General features: G+C 35.9%; 17 protein-coding genes, 1 rRNA gene and 2 other annotated features. Of the genes, 1 reads left to right on the top strand and 17 read right to left on the bottom strand.

The window, feature by feature from the left end; genetic code table 11:
- Nucleotides 1-39: 39 nt before the first annotated feature.
- Nucleotides 40-429 (top strand): sigma-w pathway protein ysdB, encoded by a 390-nt coding sequence (locus GHC26_RS05115; protein ID WP_163970183.1) that lies wholly within the window; start codon nucleotides 40-42, stop codon nucleotides 427-429.
- A 37-nt stretch (nucleotides 430-466) separates the two neighbouring features.
- On the opposite strand, the gene GHC26_RS05120 is transcribed toward GHC26_RS05115, so the two are convergent.
- From GHC26_RS05120 to rrf, 17 genes are all read right to left on the bottom strand, one after another.
- Nucleotides 467-1,039, bottom strand: coding sequence for a TVP38/TMEM64 family protein (locus GHC26_RS05120; protein WP_163970184.1), 573 nt, complete (start codon nucleotides 1,037-1,039; stop codon nucleotides 467-469).
- Between the two features lie 226 nt (nucleotides 1,040-1,265).
- Complete coding sequence (gene rplT / locus GHC26_RS05125; protein WP_163970185.1) at nucleotides 1,266-1,622, bottom strand: 50S ribosomal protein L20; 357 nt, start codon at nucleotides 1,620-1,622, stop codon at nucleotides 1,266-1,268.
- 62 nt (nucleotides 1,623-1,684) lie between these two features.
- Nucleotides 1,685-1,882, bottom strand: coding sequence for a 50S ribosomal protein L35 (gene rpmI / locus GHC26_RS05130; protein ID WP_163970186.1), 198 nt, complete (start codon nucleotides 1,880-1,882; stop codon nucleotides 1,685-1,687).
- A gap of 26 nt (nucleotides 1,883-1,908) precedes the next feature.
- A complete protein-coding gene (gene infC, locus GHC26_RS05135; RefSeq protein ID WP_163970187.1) occupies nucleotides 1,909-2,412 on the bottom strand; it encodes a translation initiation factor IF-3 in 504 nt (167 codons plus the stop codon).
- Nucleotides 2,413-2,487: 75 nt separating this feature from the next.
- Nucleotides 2,488-2,615: a sequence feature (ribosomal protein L20 leader region), on the bottom strand.
- 172 nt (nucleotides 2,616-2,787) lie between these two features.
- Nucleotides 2,788-4,734, bottom strand: coding sequence for a threonine--tRNA ligase (thrS, locus tag GHC26_RS05140; RefSeq protein WP_163970188.1), 1,947 nt, complete (start codon nucleotides 4,732-4,734; stop codon nucleotides 2,788-2,790).
- Between the two features lie 60 nt (nucleotides 4,735-4,794).
- Nucleotides 4,795-5,018 (bottom strand) — a binding site (T-box leader).
- A 148-nt stretch (nucleotides 5,019-5,166) separates the two neighbouring features.
- On the bottom strand, nucleotides 5,167-6,015 hold the full coding sequence (ytxC, locus tag GHC26_RS05145) for a putative sporulation protein YtxC (RefSeq protein ID WP_163970189.1): 849 nt from the start codon (nucleotides 6,013-6,015) through the stop codon (nucleotides 5,167-5,169).
- 880 nt (nucleotides 6,016-6,895) lie between these two features.
- Entirely contained in the window at nucleotides 6,896-7,828 is a 933-nt protein-coding gene (dnaI, locus tag GHC26_RS05150) for a primosomal protein DnaI (RefSeq protein WP_163970190.1), read from the bottom strand.
- A 47-nt stretch (nucleotides 7,829-7,875) separates the two neighbouring features.
- The gene (locus tag GHC26_RS05155) at nucleotides 7,876-9,237 is read right to left on the bottom strand and encodes a replication initiation and membrane attachment family protein (protein WP_163970191.1); all 1,362 of its coding nucleotides are present in this window, start codon (nucleotides 9,235-9,237) and stop codon (nucleotides 7,876-7,878) included.
- A gap of 39 nt (nucleotides 9,238-9,276) precedes the next feature.
- A complete protein-coding gene (nrdR, locus tag GHC26_RS05160; protein WP_163970192.1) occupies nucleotides 9,277-9,741 on the bottom strand; it encodes a transcriptional regulator NrdR in 465 nt (154 codons plus the stop codon).
- A 539-nt stretch (nucleotides 9,742-10,280) separates the two neighbouring features.
- The gene (locus GHC26_RS05165) at nucleotides 10,281-11,309 is read right to left on the bottom strand and encodes a glyceraldehyde-3-phosphate dehydrogenase (protein WP_163970193.1); all 1,029 of its coding nucleotides are present in this window, start codon (nucleotides 11,307-11,309) and stop codon (nucleotides 10,281-10,283) included.
- Between the two features lie 565 nt (nucleotides 11,310-11,874).
- Nucleotides 11,875-12,474, bottom strand: coding sequence for a dephospho-CoA kinase (coaE, locus tag GHC26_RS05170; RefSeq protein ID WP_163970194.1), 600 nt, complete (start codon nucleotides 12,472-12,474; stop codon nucleotides 11,875-11,877).
- 16 nt (nucleotides 12,475-12,490) lie between these two features.
- Entirely contained in the window at nucleotides 12,491-13,318 is an 828-nt protein-coding gene (mutM, locus tag GHC26_RS05175) for a DNA-formamidopyrimidine glycosylase (protein ID WP_163970195.1), read from the bottom strand.
- Nucleotides 13,319-13,332: 14 nt separating this feature from the next.
- The gene (gene polA, locus GHC26_RS05180) at nucleotides 13,333-15,975 is read right to left on the bottom strand and encodes a DNA polymerase I (protein ID WP_163970196.1); all 2,643 of its coding nucleotides are present in this window, start codon (nucleotides 15,973-15,975) and stop codon (nucleotides 13,333-13,335) included.
- Nucleotides 15,976-16,573: 598 nt separating this feature from the next.
- A complete protein-coding gene (pnpS, locus tag GHC26_RS05185) occupies nucleotides 16,574-17,950 on the bottom strand; it encodes a two-component system histidine kinase PnpS (protein WP_163970215.1) in 1,377 nt (458 codons plus the stop codon).
- The gene (locus GHC26_RS05190) at nucleotides 17,950-18,639 is read right to left on the bottom strand and encodes a response regulator transcription factor (protein WP_163970197.1); all 690 of its coding nucleotides are present in this window, start codon (nucleotides 18,637-18,639) and stop codon (nucleotides 17,950-17,952) included. Before GHC26_RS05190 ends, pnpS begins: the two co-directional genes overlap by 1 nt.
- A 320-nt stretch (nucleotides 18,640-18,959) precedes the next feature.
- The gene (locus GHC26_RS05195; RefSeq protein ID WP_163970198.1) at nucleotides 18,960-19,436 is read right to left on the bottom strand and encodes a MaoC/PaaZ C-terminal domain-containing protein; all 477 of its coding nucleotides are present in this window, start codon (nucleotides 19,434-19,436) and stop codon (nucleotides 18,960-18,962) included.
- Nucleotides 19,437-19,970: 534 nt separating this feature from the next.
- Nucleotides 19,971-20,086: ribosomal RNA gene (gene rrf / locus GHC26_RS05200) — 5S ribosomal RNA — on the bottom strand.
- Nucleotides 20,087-20,227: the final 141 nt, after the last annotated feature.

The following is a 20,227-nucleotide window of genomic DNA, read 5'->3' on the forward strand; positions in this document are numbered from 1 at the left end:
TCGTATAACATAGTAATAACTATAGGGAGACGGTGTGTTATGATTATCGTTGTATTTCGGATTTTGCTGCTTATAGCTTTTGTTGTACTGGTCTATTCATTAATTACCTACTACCGTAACCCAGAACGACAAATAAGGCTAGCGAAGCAGTATAAGACCTTCTATTTTCATGACGATCCAGCGAATAATCAAAAAAACTTTCAAATTGTCTATAAAGGATGCCTATTTGAGGGTGAGAAATACTTGGGTACTACAGAACAGTCATTCGAAGTTGTAACCATTCATATTTTTGTTCATGAACCTCTTGAGTTAAAAGGGATTACAAAAGACGATTTATATTTCTTGGAAAAAGAAATACTAATCCGTTATCCACATGCAGCGATTGAATGGAGACATCCTATAAACCAGCTTGTCTCACCAAATAAATAGATCAACCGCTCATCATTTGATGTGATGAGCGGTTTTTTTACGTGCTTACTTGGAAAAATTCTTGCCATTTAATCACAATTTCTTTGCGTCTTAGTATATATAATAGTGGTAGTAAAGCGAGTAATGAAATGAATATATAATAGGGAGATAAATTCGAAAGCCATTGACCTATTGAAGTGTACACAAAAGCGAGAGGAATACTGGTTAATAAAGATGATTTCGTATAATCCTTAAACCCTTCTGAGATTTCAATAAGACATAATGATAATAGATGGAAGTGAATAAACGGGATTAAACGTAATATTGCAATTTGCGAGGTCGTGAGCTCTCCACGTTTTCCTATCAGCCGCTGCTTTACGTGAACTAATTTGTTAAAGGTTTTGGGCATCCAATGGATCAACCCATAAAATAGTACACTAGACAATGTTATTCCTACAACAGAATAGACAGTCCCAGCAACAGCCCCAAACAACACACCTCCAGATATGATGATAAACACAACTGGTACAAATAGCAACGGCCTTAACAGGTGAAAGCTAATAAATAAAATTGGTGCGAATAGGCCACCTGTTTCAATAAAGGCCATCACATACTGACCAACCTGCTCCATAACTTTCCCTCCTTTTATATGCCCGTTTACTCAAACAACCCTGTTCCATTTATATGACAATAGACGAGCCATTATGACATAAAAAAACGAAATTAGAAAACTTGGCTACCGTCAAGTTTTTTCGGCGATAGCTTTAGTTGCACTTATGCAGATAGAAAGTTTTATACTATCTGCCAAAAAAAGACCAAACCACTATAAAGTGAATTTGGTCTTTTCCTAAAGTCTATTATTTAAGCGCAGCTTTTGCTTTATCCACTAATTGTGAAAATGCCTTTTCATCATTAATAGCAAGTTCTGACAACATTTTACGGTTTACTTCAATTCCTGCAAGTTTTAAACCATGCATTAATTTGCTGTATGAAATATCATTCATTCGTGCAGCAGCGTTGATACGAGAAATCCAAAGCTTACGGAAGTCACGTTTTTTCTGTCTGCGGTCACGATAAGCATATTGACCTGATTTCATTACTTGCTGTTTTGCTGTTTTAAATAATGTTCTTTTCGAACCATAATACCCTTTAGCTAATTTTAATACGCGTTTACGACGTCTGCGCGTAACTGTTCCACCTTTTACTCGTGGCATAGTAATTCCCTCCTAATACAATCTGATTGTTGTCATTCCTAGTAGTACTTGTGTGTCCGTCCTTACTTGTAAGGTAGCAATGTTTTAATGCGCTTGAAATCTCCAGAAGATACAATTGCAGATTTGCGAAGTTTACGTTTTTGCTTCTGTGATTTGTGTGCGAACATATGACTTGTATATGCGTGTGAACGTTTTAGTTTACCTGAACCTGTTTTTTTGAAGCGTTTTTGAGAACCTTTATGGGTCTTCATTTTAGGCATGTTGATTTCCTCCTTGTTTCCTTCTATTATTTTTCTTTTACTGGAGCAAGCATCATAAACATATTACGACCTTCCATTTTTGGCTTGGATTCAATGGTCGAAATATCTTTCACTTCTTCAGCAAGACGATCTAGTACTTCTTGACCTAGCTCCTTATGGGTAATTGCACGGCCACGAAAACGCACGGAAGCTTTGACTTTATCCCCTTTATCAAGGAATTTACGAGCATTCTTTAATTTAGTATTAAAATCATGCTCTCCAATTCCAGGAGTAAATCGAACTTCTTTAACATTAATCGTTTTTTGTTTTTTGCGTGCTTCTTTTTCTTTCTTTTGTTGCTCATAACGGTATTTCCCGTAATTCATAATACGGCATACAGGTGGTTTTGCATTAGGAGCTACCAAAACTAAATCCAAGTTTCTTGTTTGTGCAATTTCCAATGCTTCTTGACGTGATTTCACTCCTAGCTGATCACCATTCGAGTCAATTAACCGTACCTCTCTAGCACGAATTTTTTCATTAACGTTCATATCTTTGCTAATAGCCAGCCACCTCCAAAAGATTTTTTAGTGCTAGTGATCCATAATGACAAGCTTTCGATTCTATCAAACAAAAAAGTGTCGGTACAACCATGCACCCACACGTCTCCAGTCATCTATTCAAAGATTTTGGAACCAGTCAACAACAATACATGCGTCGATCAGGTGAGAAGCGGGTGCTTCTACTTGTCTTCAGATCATTTAATTTTAATTCAACTTTTATAGAATATCACTAGTTTTTGTTCTTGTCAACCAATCATGAAGGGTTCAAACAAGAATTAATACTATTCATATATTCTAGCACATACTTAGTATATGGAAAAGGACAAATATGTGTGATGCCTCCCATACTTGTCCTTTTCATACCTATTTTGTTCGAAGCTTTTTGTCTTTTACTTCTTCTTGAATATTCGTTTGAAATTGTTCAAAGCTGATTGTTTCGGAATCTTTTTCCCCATAACGACGAACATTCACTGAATTATTTTCGACTTCTTTATCCCCAACAACTAAAGCAAATGGGATCTTTTGTGTTTGTGCTTCCCGAATTTTATAGCCGATTTTTTCATCTCGTTCATCAACAGAAACTCGTATACCGTCTAATCGGAGCTGTTCTTCCACTTTCTTTGCATAATCAAGATGTACTTGTGGTGATACTGGTATAACTCTTACTTGTTCTGGTGCCAGCCATGTCGGGAATGCACCTTTGTATTCCTCAATTAAAAATGCCACAAACCGTTCCATCGTAGAAACGACACCTCTATGAATGACCACTGGACGATGTTCTTTTCCATCTTCTCCAATATAGGTTAAGTCAAAGCGTTCCGGTAATTGATAATCAAGCTGTACGGTTGAAAGAGTCTCATCTTTGCCGAGTGCTGTTTTAACTTGAACATCAAGTTTCGGACCATAGAATGCTGCTTCTCCTTCTGCTTCTACATAATCGACTTTCATCTCTTCCATTGTTTCCTTTAGCATTGCTTGTGCTTTTTCCCACATTTCATCATTGTCAATGTATTTTTCTTTGTCTTCAGGATCGCGATAAGACAGACGGAAATAGTAATCATCAATTCCAAAATCTTTGTAAACGCGTTGCACCAATTCTACCACTCGAATAAATTCATCTTTTAATTGGTCTGGCCTTGCGAAAATATGCGCGTCATTAAGTGTCATAGCACGCACTCGCTGCAGTCCTGCTAGTGCTCCAGACATTTCGTAACGATGCATCGTACCCAGTTCTGCAATACGCACTGGTAAGTTTCGATAGCTGTATAATTGATTTTTATAAACCATCATATGGTGTGGGCAATTCATTGGACGTAATACTAAATCTTCATTATCCATTTTCATCTCTGGGAACATATCATCTTGGTAGTGATCCCAGTGACCACTTGTTTTATATAAATCAACACTTCCCAATACAGGTGTGTACACATGGTCATAACCTAGGCGCTCTTCTAAATCGACAATATAACGTTCAATATTGCGACGAATTGTTGCACCGTTTGGTAGCCATAATGGTAGTCCTTGGCCAACCTTTTGGGAGACAGTAAAAATGTCTAGCTCTTTACCAAGTTTTCGATGGTCTCGCTCTTTACGCTCTTCTAAAATTTTCAAATGTTCTTCTAGCTGTCCTTGTTTTTCAAAAGCTGTGCCATAAATTCGCTGGAGCTGCTGATTATTACTGTCACCACGCCAGTATGCACCTGAAATGCTCAACAATTTAAATGCTTTAATTTTACTGGTAGACGGAACATGCACACCACGGCAAAGATCAAAAAACTCACCTTGCTTATAAATGGTCACTTGTTCTTCATCTGGAATATCATCAATTAATTCCAGCTTTAATTCATCGCCAATTTCACGAAACATCTCTTTTGCTTCTTCGCGAGAAACTTCAATCCGCTCAATTTCCAGATTTTCATCTACAATTCGCTTCATTTCTTTTTCAATTTTCGGCAGGTCTTCTGGTGTAATGGATTCTTCTAAGTCCATATCATAATAAAATCCTTCTTCGATGACAGGACCAACACCGAACTTAACATTTTTATACAGACGTTTAATCGCCTGTGCCATTAAATGTGCAGTCGAATGGCGCATAATATCGATACCTTCATCATTCTTGTACGTAATGATCTCAATCCGGCCACCTTCTTTTAATTCACGCCGCAAATCCACTAACTGTCCGTCTAGTTTAATGGCTAATGCTTGTTTCTTTAAACCTGGTGAAATCGATGCAGCAATATCCTCCCCTGTTGTATTTTGCGGAAAATTTTTCTGCGCACCATCTGGAAAGGTTACAGTGATATCTGCCATATTTACATCTCCTTTTTATGTCTTTATTCCATTAAAAAACGCCCATCCCTCTGCCTGAAGCAAAGGGACGAGCGTTGACACGTGGTTCCACCCTATTTTTCCGCAGGATTCTCCTACGGCTTTAGACCTTTTAACGCAAGGTGATACGCTACTATTTACTAATGGTTCGATAGTAGAGTTCAAAGGTGGTAATCATCTGAATGTATATCGGAAGCTTTCAGCCAACGACTTCCCTCTCTTTCTATACAAGAAGCAGATGATCTTGTCCTTATCATCACTTTTATTTACGCATGAATTAATATAAATGATATTATAGCTTGTCTTAAGTATAAAATCAACCTTGTAGTGAAAGATTTTTTAGATTATTTTTGATTATGTTAGAAAACTTGGCCTCTCACCAAGCCTTAATCACACTTATGCAGTAAGAAAGTTTTACACTTTCTTATCTGCTAAAAAAGGAAAGTTCTGATAAGGTTCAAAATCAACTTTTTCTTGAAAGACGTTAATAACTGTTAACGTTTTTGGCTCTGACGGATGATCACCATAAATTTTAATTTTTTCTGGCGCCATTGCCACTAATGGTGCTAAATTTAATTCCTCTTCATCTAGTCCAACAATATACAGTGGTTCCTCCTGCATCAGCATACGTAATTCCATTTTAGAGAAACGTTTTCCATCTGGTTTATAGAAAGAAAATGGATTTCCTTGCAAAATGTAAATAGTACTAAAGCTTGCTTCCTTTTTAGCGATATATTCTCTTAGCATATTAACAAATGCTTGATGTTCCTCTTCTCGTTTGAACTCATCAATCGCTAGCCCAACATAATCAATTAACTGATCCTTAAATACCTTTAATCGAAAGTTTACAATGGAATCAAAATGAACAACTGATGTGTTCTTTACATTTGAAAAAAATAATGAATATAGCACCTTTCTCGGCTCTTTCCGATTCCGCACATAGGCACTGTCATCATCATCTCCCAGAACAATCCAATGTGTTATCTCTAATATTCGTTCGATCTCATCAGCATTTGAATAATAATAGTAATCTTTAATGATCTCTTTTGCTATTTTAGTAAAGCGATGTGTTACGAAGACATCCACCATTGATTTGGCAATAGCCTTTACTATTTCATTGCTTGGATGCTGAACTGTAAATTGTAAATGATTCCCCCATTCTTCATGTGTTTTCCAATGCAATTCAATATTCTTGTTATACTGAAATAACCGTTCACAAAACCGAATCACTTCTTTATCTGATTCAAAATATACCTCCAGCAAATTATCACCCTCATCCAAAACCAAACTGTTACATTATATGGACAGATTCATGAAAAAATGTATAATCCATGTAAACTAGTAACTATAGCATTGGTTATAGATAAGGGTGTTTGTAAAGGTTTATTTTATTTTATTTTTAGGCTGTTTTCTAAAAGATTGTTGCTTTCTGGTATGAAACGCCATGCATATAAGATAGATGATGCGCAGTAGTCCTTGCATTACCTGCTAATATTACCGCTACGGAAATACACTTCGCTTTCCGTGAGTGGCTGGTGAGCCTCCTCGTGCTAACCGCACTGCGGGGTCTCACCTATGCCGCTGCTCACACAGGAGTCTCCGTGTATTTCCTTCGCTTATATGGTGCTTTTTGCTTTTCTACTTTATATTTACTAATTCAAGGCTTGATTGGAGCGTAGGACAGTCGACTACTGCGGAAAAAACACGCAGCTAGATCTGAACAGGAAGCGGTCTTTGCTTCCGATGTCTAGCTACAGTGCCTACCCCCTCGAGGTCTTAAGTCAATCCTCATCACGGGCACAAAATGCCACGCCGAGGCTCGGCTTAAGCTTGGCAGATAAGAAAAACTTTCTTACTGCATAAGTGCAACTAAGGCTTTCGCCACTTGGCGAAAAGCCAAGTTTTCTAATCGGGGGTAACCAAGGCACTTCCGCTTTTCTATAGAGGAAGCTAAAAGCGTCTGTCCGCGGTAAAGAAGACACTGTGAAAACGAATAGTTTGAACAGATGTCGCACTTATGCCCGTGGTGAAAGCGACTGTCCGGAGCGGAAATCAACAGCACTACTTTACTGCGCATAATATAGATTATACGCACGTAGGAACCAAACAAAGTATGCGAAAAGAGCCTATTATTAAGTTATATTTAGAGGTCACGCCTGTTTTCTCCACTCATGGACACTTCTTTACTAACTTGCTTGATTCGTTCAATAATTCTCCCAGCTTTAACCATTTCTGTATCTCCACGATTGGAATGACTTAACTGTAACTCTAGTTGATCTAATGTATAATTGGACGTAAAAAACACAGGTAGCTGCTCCATCATACGATACTGAAGAATAGATCCAAGTATTTCGTCACGAAACCAAGCTGATTGTGTTTCTGCACCAATGTCGTCTAGCATCAACACATCGGTTCGTTTGAAATAGTCTATTTTAGCATTAATAGAATCATCTTTAATGGAACCTTTCATTTCACGGACAAATTCTGGCATATAAATGAGCATCGATGAAATATTCGATTCCTTCAATTTATTGGCCAACGCACCAAGGAAATAGGTTTTTCCCACTCCAAAAGGTCCTGAAAAATAGAGACCTTTTGTAGGTAATTTGATTGTTGCTTCCCGTAAGAATGAAATTGTTTCTCGAATGGCATTACTTCGATTTGGGTCATTATCCAATTTATCAATAGAAGCATTTAATATTTCTTTCGGCATATATAAACTTTTGATCAGATTTTCTAAATCCTTTTGTTTTTCATAGTCAATTCGTTGATGACACTTTTCATATTGAAGATGAATATCATTATGATCTGTTTTCAAAACTGGAGAATACCCTTGAATCATATTAATACATGTCCCAAAAGACTCACATTTATCACATTGCTTTGACTGTGTTTTAAACTCATATAGCTTGATCAAATTTTTATCAATAACGCGTTGTTCTAACTCAGGATGCAAAGAGAGAAACTCCTTGATCTCAGGATCTTGAAGAGTTTCTTTTCTGATCTTCTCATAGTTGTCTTTAAAATTCGCATTCTCACGCATCCATTTTTTTAATGTTGACTGTATTGATTCCATCATAATCATCCTAAGTGATATTATTGATATTTAACATATTACCTTTGCTAATCCTTGCTTGAAAACTCACGCAACATTGCTGCGATTTCTTCTCTCTCTTTTTGTTCATCTGGTGCCACCGAACCATTTGCAGTTTCTTGACCAACAGCTTGTTTCTTTTTACGGTTTTTAAACCAATCTGGTACTACTTCTTTATTATTCTGCTGATAAGTCTTCTTATAATAATTTTGCTTTTTGTTTTTCGCATCTTGGAATCGTTTTTTCTCTTGCTTTGCAAATGCCATTGCTTCTTTCGCCGTTTGTAAATTGGCTCTAGACCAATGGCTGGCGATTTTTTCCATATATGCTTTAGAAAGCTTCATGTTTGTTTGTAATAAAACGTAATGGATTAAAACATTCATAACTGGTGCTGGTAATCCTTGTGTGGTCATCACTTCACGAATAATTTTCATATCTTGTTCTGATGCCTGATTTCCATTTGATAGGTCTTCTAATAATTGTTTTGGCGAAATACGTTCTAGTTCATATATAAGCTGTTCTTCTTTCGTAGTTGGTTTTTCAACCGATTGTATAGACACCGATGATTGATGACTTTTTTCCGTTAATTGAATCGCTTTTTGTTGATGTTTAGCCTTAAATAAATCATGACAAGCAACTTTGAATTCTTCTGCGTCTAATACATTTTCATCGGTTAACGCCCATAGTACAGCTTTTTCTAATTCATATGTGGATAAATCGTATAACGTCATCATTTGAAATATTAATTTTTTATGTTGAGGTGTCAACACCTTATGATGTGGGATCATACGTTGTTTTAACATTTGTTCTATCCAAGAGAAATCAATAGAAGATGTGTCTTCTACATTTTCTTGTTTAGGAATCATTTCGTCTATATCTTCTTTGGATGGATGAAATGTTTGAAATACATCATAAAAAGAAGCTGTTATATTTTTACCAGAGGGTTGCATTGCTTCTTTTATAAAATGGTCCTTTAGTGCTCGGTGCTTATCAGCTCCGATATGATGATAATGTAATTGTGATAGCATTGCATCTTGAAAAAAATGTATTGGGGTAAATGGACTTAACAATTCATAAAAGTAAACTTTTTGGTCATCTGCTTCCTGCTCATATGTTCGTAATAAACCAATTCCTTCTAACTTTAACCTTGCTCGATACAATTTATCTAATGGCATATTTAAATAATTCATTAATGTGTGGTGTGTTTGAATGGTTTCATGCTGTTGTAACTGTAATTCATGTAAAAGGGTTTGATATAAGGTTACGGCATGTAAACCTATTAATGGTTGATACAAATGAGTAAGTGATAGGCTATAATCATTTGGCAATGTTCCCTTTAATGAAACACGATAACCATCTATTGGTAATATTTTTCCAATCCCTTTTAACATAAGAAATCCTTTCCTTTTCCACTAGTATAGGTAGGATGATTAATCCTCTTTATCCGTATTGATTAAATCTTTTAGTTCATCTAAGAAAACACTGATGTCCTTAAACTGGCGATAGACAGATGCGAAACGAACATATGCAACATCATCAATAACAGATAGTCGATCCATTACCATTTCACCAATTTCTTTGCTTTCGATTTCAGAAGTACCACTATTCCGTAATTCATTTTCAACTTCTACAGCAATTCCTTCAATTTTTTCAAGTGGTACAGGACGCTTCTCACATGCTTTAATTAAGCCACGGATGATTTTTTCTCGACTAAATTCTTGTCTAGTACCATCTTTTTTAATAACGATTAATGGTAACTCTTCAATCCGTTCGAATGTAGTAAAACGAAAATCACATTCTTCACACTCTCTTCTTCTTCTAATTGAGCGCCCTTCTTCAATTGGCCGTGAGTCAAGAACTTTTGTATTTTTATTGTGGCAATTTGGACATTTCACATCCATTCAGCTCCAATCAATTTTAACAGTATAGCACTAATTTGATAATCTATGTTTATATCGATTTTAAAATACTGTTCTTCCGTTTAGCAACCGTTCATGTTACTTTTTATTTTAACACGTTTTCCTGACATCGACTAATCTATTTTATCCACAAAAAAATAAGATATAGAATTAAATACTAAACTAAAATTTTTAAAAGTAAACAAAAACTTTTTATAAAGGCTCTTTTCACATACTTTGTTGTTTCACGACGCACAATTTATATAATGCGCAATAACTAGAATATGCACATTGCTTCGCTTCGGAAAAACACTACGCTTTCACCAGGGGCATAAGTGCGCTGTGAAAGCGACTGTCCGGAGCGGAAATTAACTACACTATTTTACGAAGTATCATATAGAAAATGTAGCGTTAAAAAAAGCAAGGAATACGAAAAGAGCATAAAAAAGCTTGTAGAGAGGGGAGGGGGAATTCCCACTTTCTCTACAAGCTGAGGTTAATTAAATGAATGACCATTGATCAACCTATATCTTCAGTTATGACATTGCCACTTTTTCGTGTAAGTGTTTTCCTACATATTTCGTTAAATCAACTACTCTTCTAGAATAACCCCATTCATTATCATACCAGGCTAATACTTTAATTTTATTATCACTCATAACCATTGTGGATAAGCCATCTACAATGGCAGAATAAGTGGTTGTTGTATAATCAATAGATACTAACGGTTCCTCACTATAGTGTAATATACCATTTAACTCTGTGTCAGCTGCTTGCTTAAGTGCATTATTTACCTGTTCGACCGTCACTTCTTCTTTCACATCTACTACTAAATCGACGAGCGAAACATTTGGTGTGGGAACTCGTAGTGCCATCCCGTGTAATTTTCCGTTTAAATGTGGTAATACTTCGCCTAATGCTTTAGCAGCCCCAGTGGAAGTTGGGATAATCGACTGTGTACAGCTTCTTGCACGACGAAGGTCTTTGTGTGGATTATCTAAATTTTTCTGATCATTTGTAAACGCATGAACCGTTGTCATTAATCCATTTTCTATTGTAAATGCATTATCTAACACTTTCACAACAGGTGCCAAACAATTTGTTGTACATGATGCATTTGAAATAACATCATCATCCATAGGGCTATACTCTTCCTGATTTACCCCCATTACAATGGTCTTATCGATTTGTTTTCCTGGTGCAGTAATAACAACCTTCTTTGCACCTGCCTGTAGATGAAGGCCTGCATCTTCTTTCGTTTTGAACTTACCAGTTGCTTCTATGACGACATCTATAGCTAAATCCTTCCATGGAAGTTGTTTAGGATCACGGGAATTAACAAGATTAATAGTTTTACCATCTACCATAATACCTTCATGAAGTGCTTCCACTTCCCCGTTAAAAATACCGTGTACACTATCATATTTAATGAGGTGGGCAAGTGTTTCTGGGGGATAGCTTGCATTAATTGCGATAATGTCTAATTGATCATCTTTTACTGCTTGACGGAATACCATTCGACCTATACGGCCAAACCCATTAATTGCAACACGTGTTTTACTCATTTATAGTCCTCCCATTTATGCTATACTCAATTAACTTTAACTGTAATTAGTATAACATATTGAAGGAAAATGTGTAGTAATTTTTCAAATTAGAAAAACTCGCATTCGCTCGTCCTTAGCGAATGTGTTAGTTTTTCTTATACTTGGGACATTAAAATTTTAGCCACGTCGAGTCCACTTCTTAGCTAAAATTTTATACTTTCCTAACGTGGAACAAAAGCTATAAGCGCCTTGATCACCCCGATTAGAAAACTAGGCTTTTCTCCAAGTTCTTATGGCGAAAGCCTTAGTTGCACTTATGCAGTAAGAACGTTTTGTTTCTTATCTGCCAAGCATAAGCCAAGCCTCGACGTGGCGCTTTTTGCGCGTAATGTAGATTGGCTTATGACCTCGAGGGGGTAGGCGCTGGCCGATGAAAACTCGTGCGTCCTTATGTCTATGGGCACTAGGACGTCAATCGCTCGAAGCTGGACGTGGCTGTTCCTATATAAGACAGTAATGAGGCCAACTTTTTATACTTACCTTTAAATAAAAGCTTAGAATATGTCATTCTAAGCTTTTGTCATCACACTGCCTTCCAATCCTTTAGTAATGCTTCTAACTGTGCATAGGTTTCTGCCTTTGTGCCATTATTATTAATTACAGCATCGGCCATTTTGGCTTTTTCAGCAACTGGCATTTGGGACTGAATACGCATTTTTGCTTCTTCTTTCGTATAATTGTCTCGTTCCATTAATCGTTGTAATTGTACTTTTTCATCTACTGCAACAACAATAATCTTATCTGCAAAACTGGTTAATTTGCTTTCAAATAAAAGTGGTATATCAAGAACAACAGCATTTACACTAGCATTTACAAAGGCATCACGCCGTTGAATCATTTTTTTACGAACTTCTGGATGAACAATTTGATTTAATTGGTTTCGTTTTCCTTCATCTGAAAATACAATTTCACCTAGCTTCTTCCGGTCAATTGTTAGGTCGTCTCGTAAAATTTCCTTTCCAAAGGTTTGAACAATTTCATTATATGCTTTTTCCCCAGGGGTCACAACTTCTCGAGAGATTTTATCTGCATCTATCACAGGAATATTATAATCATCAAACATTAACGAAACCGTACTTTTCCCACTGGCAATACTCCCCGTTAATCCGATAACTAGTGTCATGTTGATTACTCCCTTATTATTTTTTTTGGCATACTTGACAGATATGGGTTCCGCGTCCTCCCACTTTTAATTTTATAATTGTACTCCCACATTGTTTACAAGGCTTATTTTCTTGGCCATATACAAATAACTCCTGCTGAAACATTCCCATTTCCCCTTGACTATTTACATAGGACCTTATAGTTGTTCCACCTAATTGAACCGCATTGGCTAATGTATCAATTGCCTCCATTCGAATCCTATCAATTTCCTTTTTTGTTAGCTTGCTTGCCCGTTTTAAAGGGTGAATATTTGCTTTAAATAAAGTCTCATCCACGTAAATATTACCTAAACCAGCTACAATACCTTGATCTAATAAAACATTTTTAATAACACGATCTGTCTTTTTTAGTTTTTTATAAAAATAATCGAATGTGAATGAATCATCAAAGGGATCTGGTCCCAGTTGATTAAGCGGTTTTGTGTTAAATTCTTCCCCTTTTTTATAGAGATGCATTGTCCCAAATTTGCGCACATCTTGATAGCGAAGTTCTTCTTCATTTGTAAATTTAAAAATCACATGTGTATGTTTTGCCACTGGTTCCGAAGTTGGGAATACATTATATTTCCCTTCCATACGAAGGTGCGAAACAAGGACATCATCATCTAATTGAAATAAAAGAAACTTCCCTTTTCGTTTAATATCATGAATGGTTTGACCCTGTATTCGATGCCTAAATTGTTCTATATCATCGGGTAATTTGATAATGTTGGGCCAATAAACCACTACTTCTTTAATCGTTTTTTCGATCACAAATCGTTTTAATGTTTTTCGTATTGTTTCGACTTCTGGTAATTCTGGCATTGTACCTATTCTCCTTATTTTGCATCAAACCAGCTTTCTCCATATGCATAATCCACTTTTAATGGGACATTTAATTTTACGGTATTTTCCATAACAGCTGGTACTATTTCTTTCAGCTTATTGATTTCTTCTTTCGGTGCTTCTAGAATTAGCTCATCATGTACTTGAAGTAACATACGAGCTGTTAAATTTTCTTCTCTTAATTTTGCGTGTAAATCAAGCATTGCTTGTTTAATTATATCTGCTGCACTACCCTGAATAGGGGTATTCATCGCTGTTCGTTCAGCAAAACTACGGCGATTGAAATTGCGACTCGTAATCTCTGGTAAGTACCTTCTACGTTTCATGATAGTGGAAACATATCCTTTGTGTTTCGCTTCTTGGACAATTTCATCCATATATGTCTTAACACCTGGGTAACTTTCAAAATATCGTTCAATAAATTGCTTGGCTTCTTTTCTAGTTATTCCTAAATTTTGTGAAAGCCCGTAATCACTAATTCCATACACAATACCAAAATTAACGGCTTTTGCTTGGCGTCTCATATTACTTGTCACGGCATCTTTTTCCACATGGAAGACATCCATCGCTGTTTGGGTATGAATATCAACATCATGTACAAAAGCATCGATTAACTTATCATCACCTGCAATATGGGCTAGTACCCGTAACTCAATTTGAGAATAGTCTGCAGCAAACATCATCCAATCTTTTTTTGCAGGAACAAAAGCCTGTCTAATTTTTCGTCCTTCTTCTAAACGGATTGGTATATTTTGTAAGTTCGGATCAACTGAGCTTAAACGTCCTGTTTGTGTTAAAGCCTGGTTAAAATGTGTATGAATTTTATTGGTATCAACATGAACAACACGCAACAGACCTGTTAAATAGGTGGATTGCAATTTCCCTAATTGACGATAAAGCAGTAGTTTCGGAATGATTTCATGTTCATCACGTAATTGTTCTAATACATCAGCTGCAGTCGAATAGCCTGTTTTCGTTTTTTTAACAACTGGAAGTTTTAATTTCTCAAATAAAATGGGTCCTAACTGCTTTGGCGAATTCAAGTTAAACTCCTCACCTGCTAATTCATATACTTCTTGCTCTAATTCTGAGAGGCGTTGTTTTAAATCTTGATCCATCTCTTTTAATCGTTCAATATCTACGCGGACTCCCGTGTGTTCCATTTCACCTAATACAAGAGCTAGAGGAATTTCTAATTCGTTTAATAGCTTATCTTGCTCATTTTGTTGTAATTGCTCCTCCATAGCTTCTCTCAAGTTATACATAGTGGATGCTTTACGAACAACATGCTCAGCTAATGGTGATTGTTCAGGAACTTTCATTTTAGCGCCTTTTCCATATACTTCTTCATCAAATAATACATCGTTTCTCCCCATCCGATTCCCAATCGCTGGGATATCATGATTATTTTCAGACGGATTTAAAAGATATGAGGCTAATAGCATGTCAAATCGAATTCCTCGTATATGCATCCCTTGACGCAATAAAGCTACTAACGTTTGTTTTGCATCAAATACCACTTTTTCCATTCTTTCATTTTCAACCCATTGTTTAAAGGCTTCCGATTGTAATGCAACATCTGTTGGAATAAAATAGGCATGCTTATTATTAACAACACCAAATCCGTGAATCGTTGCTTCATGGTAATTATCTTCTACTATTTCTACCATAAAAGATTCGTATCCTGTAAACATCTCATTCGTGACATGGTCCACGATATCATATTCTAAATCAGGTAATGTCTTAGCATCTTCACGTTGTTCATTATCTGTTGAACCTTGAAGCCTATTTAGTAATGATTGAAAACCAAGATCCTTAAACATAGTACTTACTTGTTGTGCATCATACCCATCATATACGATATCTTTTATTGTAACTTGTACAGGAGAATCACGCTTGATGGTAACAAGCTCCTTACTCATAAAAGCATCTTCCTGATGGTTCTCTAATTTTTCTTTTAACTTTTTACCGCTCACTTCATCTAAATTGGCATATACTTCCTCTAGCGTATTGTATTGCTTTAGTAATTTGGTGGCTGTTTTTTGACCGACACCAGGTACACCTGGAATATTATCTGAACTATCCCCCATTAATGCCTTTAAATCAATTAATTGATCTGGCGTTATTTCCATCTTTTCTTTCATAAATTGAGGTGTATAACGTTCTACATCGGTAATGCCTTTTTTTGTTAAACTTACCGTGACCTGATCGGAAACAAGTTGTAATAAATCTTTGTCACCTGAAATAACAGTTACATCCCAGCGATCTGTTTCCGCTTCTTTTGATAACGTCCCAATAATGTCATCTGCTTCATATTGGTTAAGCTGATAATGGGGAATGTTAAAGGAATCTAGTAATTCTTTTAGCAATGGAATTTGTTCTGATAATTCTGGTGGTGTTTTTTGTCTCCCACCTTTATATTCTTGATAAGTCTCATGGCGAAAAGTCGTTTTCCCGGCATCAAATGCAACAAGGATGTGAGTAGGCTTCTCTTCTTCTAAAATTCTTAACAGCATTGTTGTAAATCCATATACCGCATTGGTATAAACACCTTTATCATTATTTAACAAAGGTAAAGCAAAAAAAGCACGATAAATAATACTATTTCCATCAATTAAGACAAGTTTATTTGCCATATGTATCCTCCATTTCTTAAGGCACGTTAGTTATAGTTTATCACGTAAACGCTTGATCAAACATTAGAAACACGTGAACCTCTCCACCTAAACCAAAGATTTTGATGGAGCATCCCTTATCTTAAATACAACACTAAATCTAGTTTTGTAATCCTTACAGATTACGATGCAAGATGAAGGTTAATTTAATGAAGACAATTCTGTTGTGTTCTTTTTGACAATTCAGGGACTTTTGCCTAAAGAGCCAACCATTCCTTCTCAGAAATGGATTTTTGAACACCTCGAATAAAATAGCGAGCAACCAATGTTATAGGATGCCGATAAATCTGCATGATAGACTTTGCCTCGTAAAGGTGGCAAGGTCTTGAAACCTTTCTCATGACCTGATAGTTTTAGCTAGTGCCACGTACAGGACAAGGAATGCTACGACATCGACACGTCGCACAAAACAAAAGTGCTCTTCTATTGCGAGGACGTACTAGTACTGGCGTAGTGATTGACGTGACGGTATTAGCCAGTGAACAGTAGGAAAGTTTATATATTATCCTAACTCCCCAAAAATAATCATTCTCCCAGTAAAGGGAGAATGACAAATTATTTAAATCGCTGTCTCTTTTGGCAAGTAAACATCGAATGTTGTCCCTTCGTTCACTTTACTATCAACAGTAATTTTACCATCATGTACATCAACGATATGTTTTGCGATTGCTAAACCTAATCCCGTTCCACCAGTATTGCGACTTCTTGCTTTATCAATACGATAAAAACGTTCAAAAATTCGCGGCAAAGCTTCCTGTTCGATTCCAATTCCAGTATCTGATACACGGATGTGTAATTGATCCCTTACTTCATCAACCTGTAACGTAATATTTCCATCTTCTGGTGTATAGCTAATCGCATTATCTAATAAGTTTAAAATAACTTGTTTAACTCTATCTTCATCTATTTTCACTGTACTATCACTATCGATATTGATCGTCACATTAATATTTTTCTTCGCTGCCTTCGATTGCATAATAGGTGTTATATCTTGGAGTAGTTGTTTCACATCTACTTCTACTATATTTAGCTGAAATTCTTCTTTTTCCAGCTTTGATAACGTTAATAAATCTTCTATTAATAATTGCAACCGTTGACTTTCCTTGTAGATAATTCGAATAAATTTTTGTCGCGCTTCTTCATCATCCATAGCTCCATCTAATAATGTCTCGGAAAAACCTTTAATCGAGGTAATAGGTGTCTTTAATTCATGCGATACATTAGCCACAAAATCTTTTCTAGTTAATTCTAATTTCTTCATTTCGGTTATATCATAGATTACGAGCACAGCACCTTTTAACATATTTCGATCATTAAAGATCGGAGCACCAACTATTTCTAGATAAAATTTATCAATCCCTTTATAATGTGTAATAGATTCTTTTACATTCTCCTCATATAAAAATGCTTTTTGTACCGTTTCATGAATTTTCTCGTTTGGAATGACTTCATAATATAAATATCCCTTATAATCTTTTGCCTTTTTTCCAAACATAGTAAGGAACTTTCGATTCACAAGATGAATATACCCTTTTTGATCAATATGAACTAACCCACTTACTGTATTATCAAAAACTGTTGCTAGTTGTTCTGATTGCATTTGTTCATGGATTGATAGTTCACTAAGATTACGTGCTAGCTGATTAATTCGACTACTTAACTCTCCAATACTTCCGTATGATGGATGATGCATCCTAGCACGATAATTACCTTCTACTAATTTTCCGACTGTTTTGGTCGCTTTCTTGATTGGTTTAATATATTTATCAAACACATGTAATAACATTAATAATAAAACAATATAAACTGTCAATAATACAGCTATTAGTACAACATAGTTACTTACTACTTGATTTAAAATAACACCACTAACTATAAGAAGAACAAATATGCCAAGAACATATGAGAATAAGGCTCTTGAAAATAACTTTTTCATCATGTAGGGTCCTCCAATTTATAACCTAGCCCACGAATTGTTTTAATGTATACCGGTTTTTTCGTATTTGGTTCAATCTTTTCTCTTAAATGACTAATGTGAACATCTACAATCCGGGTATCACCAACAAAATGATAATCCCAAACTGCATTTAACAATTGATCTCTAGATATCACTTTTTCTTTATTAGAGGCTAAGTAATATAAAAGTTCAAATTCTTTTCGAGTAAAAGTGATTACTTTATTATGCATTTTAGCTTCATACCGATCAGGGAAAATAACGAGATCACCTATTTGTAATGTACTTTGTTTAGTTTCTTGGAATGTAGTTCTTCGTAATATTGCCTTAATACGAGCAATTACCTCTTTCGGACTAAACGGTTTGGTTAAATAATCATCTGCTCCTATTTCTAAACCAAGTACTTTGTCTAATTCATCATCCTTTGCTGTTAACATTAAGATAGGTGTATTATTTTTATGATACCGTAAATGTTTACAAACTTCCATTCCATCCATTTCTGGAAGCATTAAATCTAAAATAATTAATGCATAATTTTCTTTTTCCGCTTTTTTAATAGCTTCAACTCCAGTATATGCAACATCTGTTTCAAATCCTGCTTGCTTAATATTAAAAGTTAGTAAAGTCACAATAGATTCTTCGTCATCTACAATTAGTATCTTTTCCATCATTCCTACTCCCCCATTTCTAATAACAAAAGAAAAATATTCGGTAATTCACGACTAATACAACCATTATACATAAATCAGTAAGATACTCTATAAAGTTTAACTCATTCGGTGGAGATTCGACGCACAGGACGTGCTAGTGCTGGCGTTGTGATTGACGTGGCCTTCATAGTCAGCCTGCAAGTTAACACGTGATAAAACTAATTTTATCTTACAATGAAGAAATAATAATGTGAATAGATATTAGAAATGTTAAAAAAAATTAATAAAAATACCCGCCAAAAGGACGAGTATTCAACAGGTTTATTTACTTTACATGCCACCTAAAAGAAATTTTCTAACGACTGTGCTGTTATTGAATTAGGTTCATATGGAGGACATACTTGCAAAGTACCATTCATTACCTCTTCCCCATTAACATTAAACCCTAAGATAGTTAGATTAACTGTATGCTTTTCCTTATCAATATCCGTTATTTCTAATGTGAACTTTACTTCGGAATAATGATATACAGGTTTTGGAAATGTTATCTCATGTTCAACTATATGACTCCCTGGACCAGGTAAATGCATCGATACAATAGATGATACCATCCCAAATAACATGACGGAAGGGACAATAGGTTGTTCATAAGGGGTTTGTGAGGCATAATCATGTTGAATATAGAGTGGATTAGCATCATTTGTCAATCCTAAATATAACAATAGTTCCTTATCTTCAATGATATGGGATGCTGTGTAGGTATCCCCAACCTGTAATTCATTTATTTTCTTACCCAATTTTCTCTTTTTCCCGATCATTTTTCCACCTCCATAATTATGTAAGCGCTTTCTATTATACCAAAAAAAAGACAATACTGCACACTCAGAACAAAAGCGCAAGCGCCTTGATCACCCCCGATTAGAAAACTAGGGTTTTCGCCAAGTTCTTATGGCGAAAGCCTTAGTTGCAGTTATGCAGTAAACGTTTTGTTTCTTATCTGCCAAGCATAAGCCAAGCCTCGACGTGGCGTTTTTTGCGCGTAATGTGGATTGACTTATGACCTCGAGGGGGTAGGCGCTGGCCGATGAAAACGCCACGTCCTGTGGCTTCATCGGCACTAGGACGTGGCCTTTCCTATATAAGACAGTAATGAGGCCAACTTTTTATACTTTCTTACCTCATTAGAAAAAAACTCGCATTCGCTCGTCTTTTAGTGAAGGTGTTAGTTTTTCTTATACTTGGGACATTAAAATTTTAGCAACGTCGAATCCACTTCTTAGCTACAATTTTATACTTTCCTAACGCGAAAAAACAGCCGTAAAATAGATTATTTCTATCCTACAGCTGTTACTGCCTGGCGGCGTCCTACTCTCGCAGGGACAAAGTCCCAACTACCATCGGCGCTGGAGAGCTTAACTTCTGTGTTCGGAATGGGAACAGGTGTGACCTCTCCGCTATTGCTACCAGACATTTTATTATCAAGTATAAATTAAATGTATGTATTTAATTTATACCCTAAAAACTAAATAAGAGTATGTTCAACGAATTAGATAGTTAAGTCCTCGATCGATTAGTATCCGTCAGCTCCACGTGTCACCACGCTTCCACC

The organism is Oceanobacillus halotolerans (genome assembly GCF_010993955.1).
Classification (GTDB): domain Bacteria; phylum Bacillota; class Bacilli; order Bacillales; family Amphibacillaceae; genus Oceanibacillus_A; species Oceanibacillus_A halotolerans.

What these genes read in the sequence shown, in the direction of transcription:
- dnaI (WP_163970190.1), bottom strand. Translation starts at nt 7,828, where the DNA reads ATGGAATCAATACAGTCAACATTAAAAAAATGGATGCGTGAGAATGCG.
- polA (WP_163970196.1), bottom strand. Translation starts at nt 15,975, where the DNA reads ATGGCAAATAAACTTGTCTTAATTGATGGAAATAGTATTATTTATCGT.
- coaE (WP_163970194.1), bottom strand. Translation starts at nt 12,474, where the DNA reads ATGACACTAGTTATCGGATTAACGGGGAGTATTGCCAGTGGGAAAAGT.
- thrS (WP_163970188.1), bottom strand. Translation starts at nt 4,734, where the DNA reads ATGGCAGATATCACTGTAACCTTTCCAGATGGTGCGCAGAAAAATTTT.
- GHC26_RS05120 (WP_163970184.1), bottom strand. Translation starts at nt 1,039, where the DNA reads ATGGAGCAGGTTGGTCAGTATGTGATGGCCTTTATTGAAACAGGTGGC.
- GHC26_RS05155 (WP_163970191.1), bottom strand. Translation starts at nt 9,237, where the DNA reads ATGTTAAAAGGGATTGGAAAAATATTACCAATAGATGGTTATCGTGTT.
- GHC26_RS05195 (WP_163970198.1), bottom strand. Translation starts at nt 19,436, where the DNA reads ATGATCGGGAAAAAGAGAAAATTGGGTAAGAAAATAAATGAATTACAG.
- GHC26_RS05165 (WP_163970193.1), bottom strand. Translation starts at nt 11,309, where the DNA reads ATGAGTAAAACACGTGTTGCAATTAATGGGTTTGGCCGTATAGGTCGA.
- mutM (WP_163970195.1), bottom strand. Translation starts at nt 13,318, where the DNA reads ATGCCAGAATTACCAGAAGTCGAAACAATACGAAAAACATTAAAACGA.
- GHC26_RS05190 (WP_163970197.1), bottom strand. Translation starts at nt 18,639, where the DNA reads ATGATGGAAAAGATACTAATTGTAGATGACGAAGAATCTATTGTGACT.
- infC (WP_163970187.1), bottom strand. Translation starts at nt 2,412, where the DNA reads ATGAACGTTAATGAAAAAATTCGTGCTAGAGAGGTACGGTTAATTGAC.
- pnpS (WP_163970215.1), bottom strand. Translation starts at nt 17,950, where the DNA reads ATGAAAAAGTTATTTTCAAGAGCCTTATTCTCATATGTTCTTGGCATA.
- GHC26_RS05115 (WP_163970183.1), top strand. Translation starts at nt 40, where the DNA reads ATGATTATCGTTGTATTTCGGATTTTGCTGCTTATAGCTTTTGTTGTA.
- rpmI (WP_163970186.1), bottom strand. Translation starts at nt 1,882, where the DNA reads ATGCCTAAAATGAAGACCCATAAAGGTTCTCAAAAACGCTTCAAAAAA.
- rplT (WP_163970185.1), bottom strand. Translation starts at nt 1,622, where the DNA reads ATGCCACGAGTAAAAGGTGGAACAGTTACGCGCAGACGTCGTAAACGC.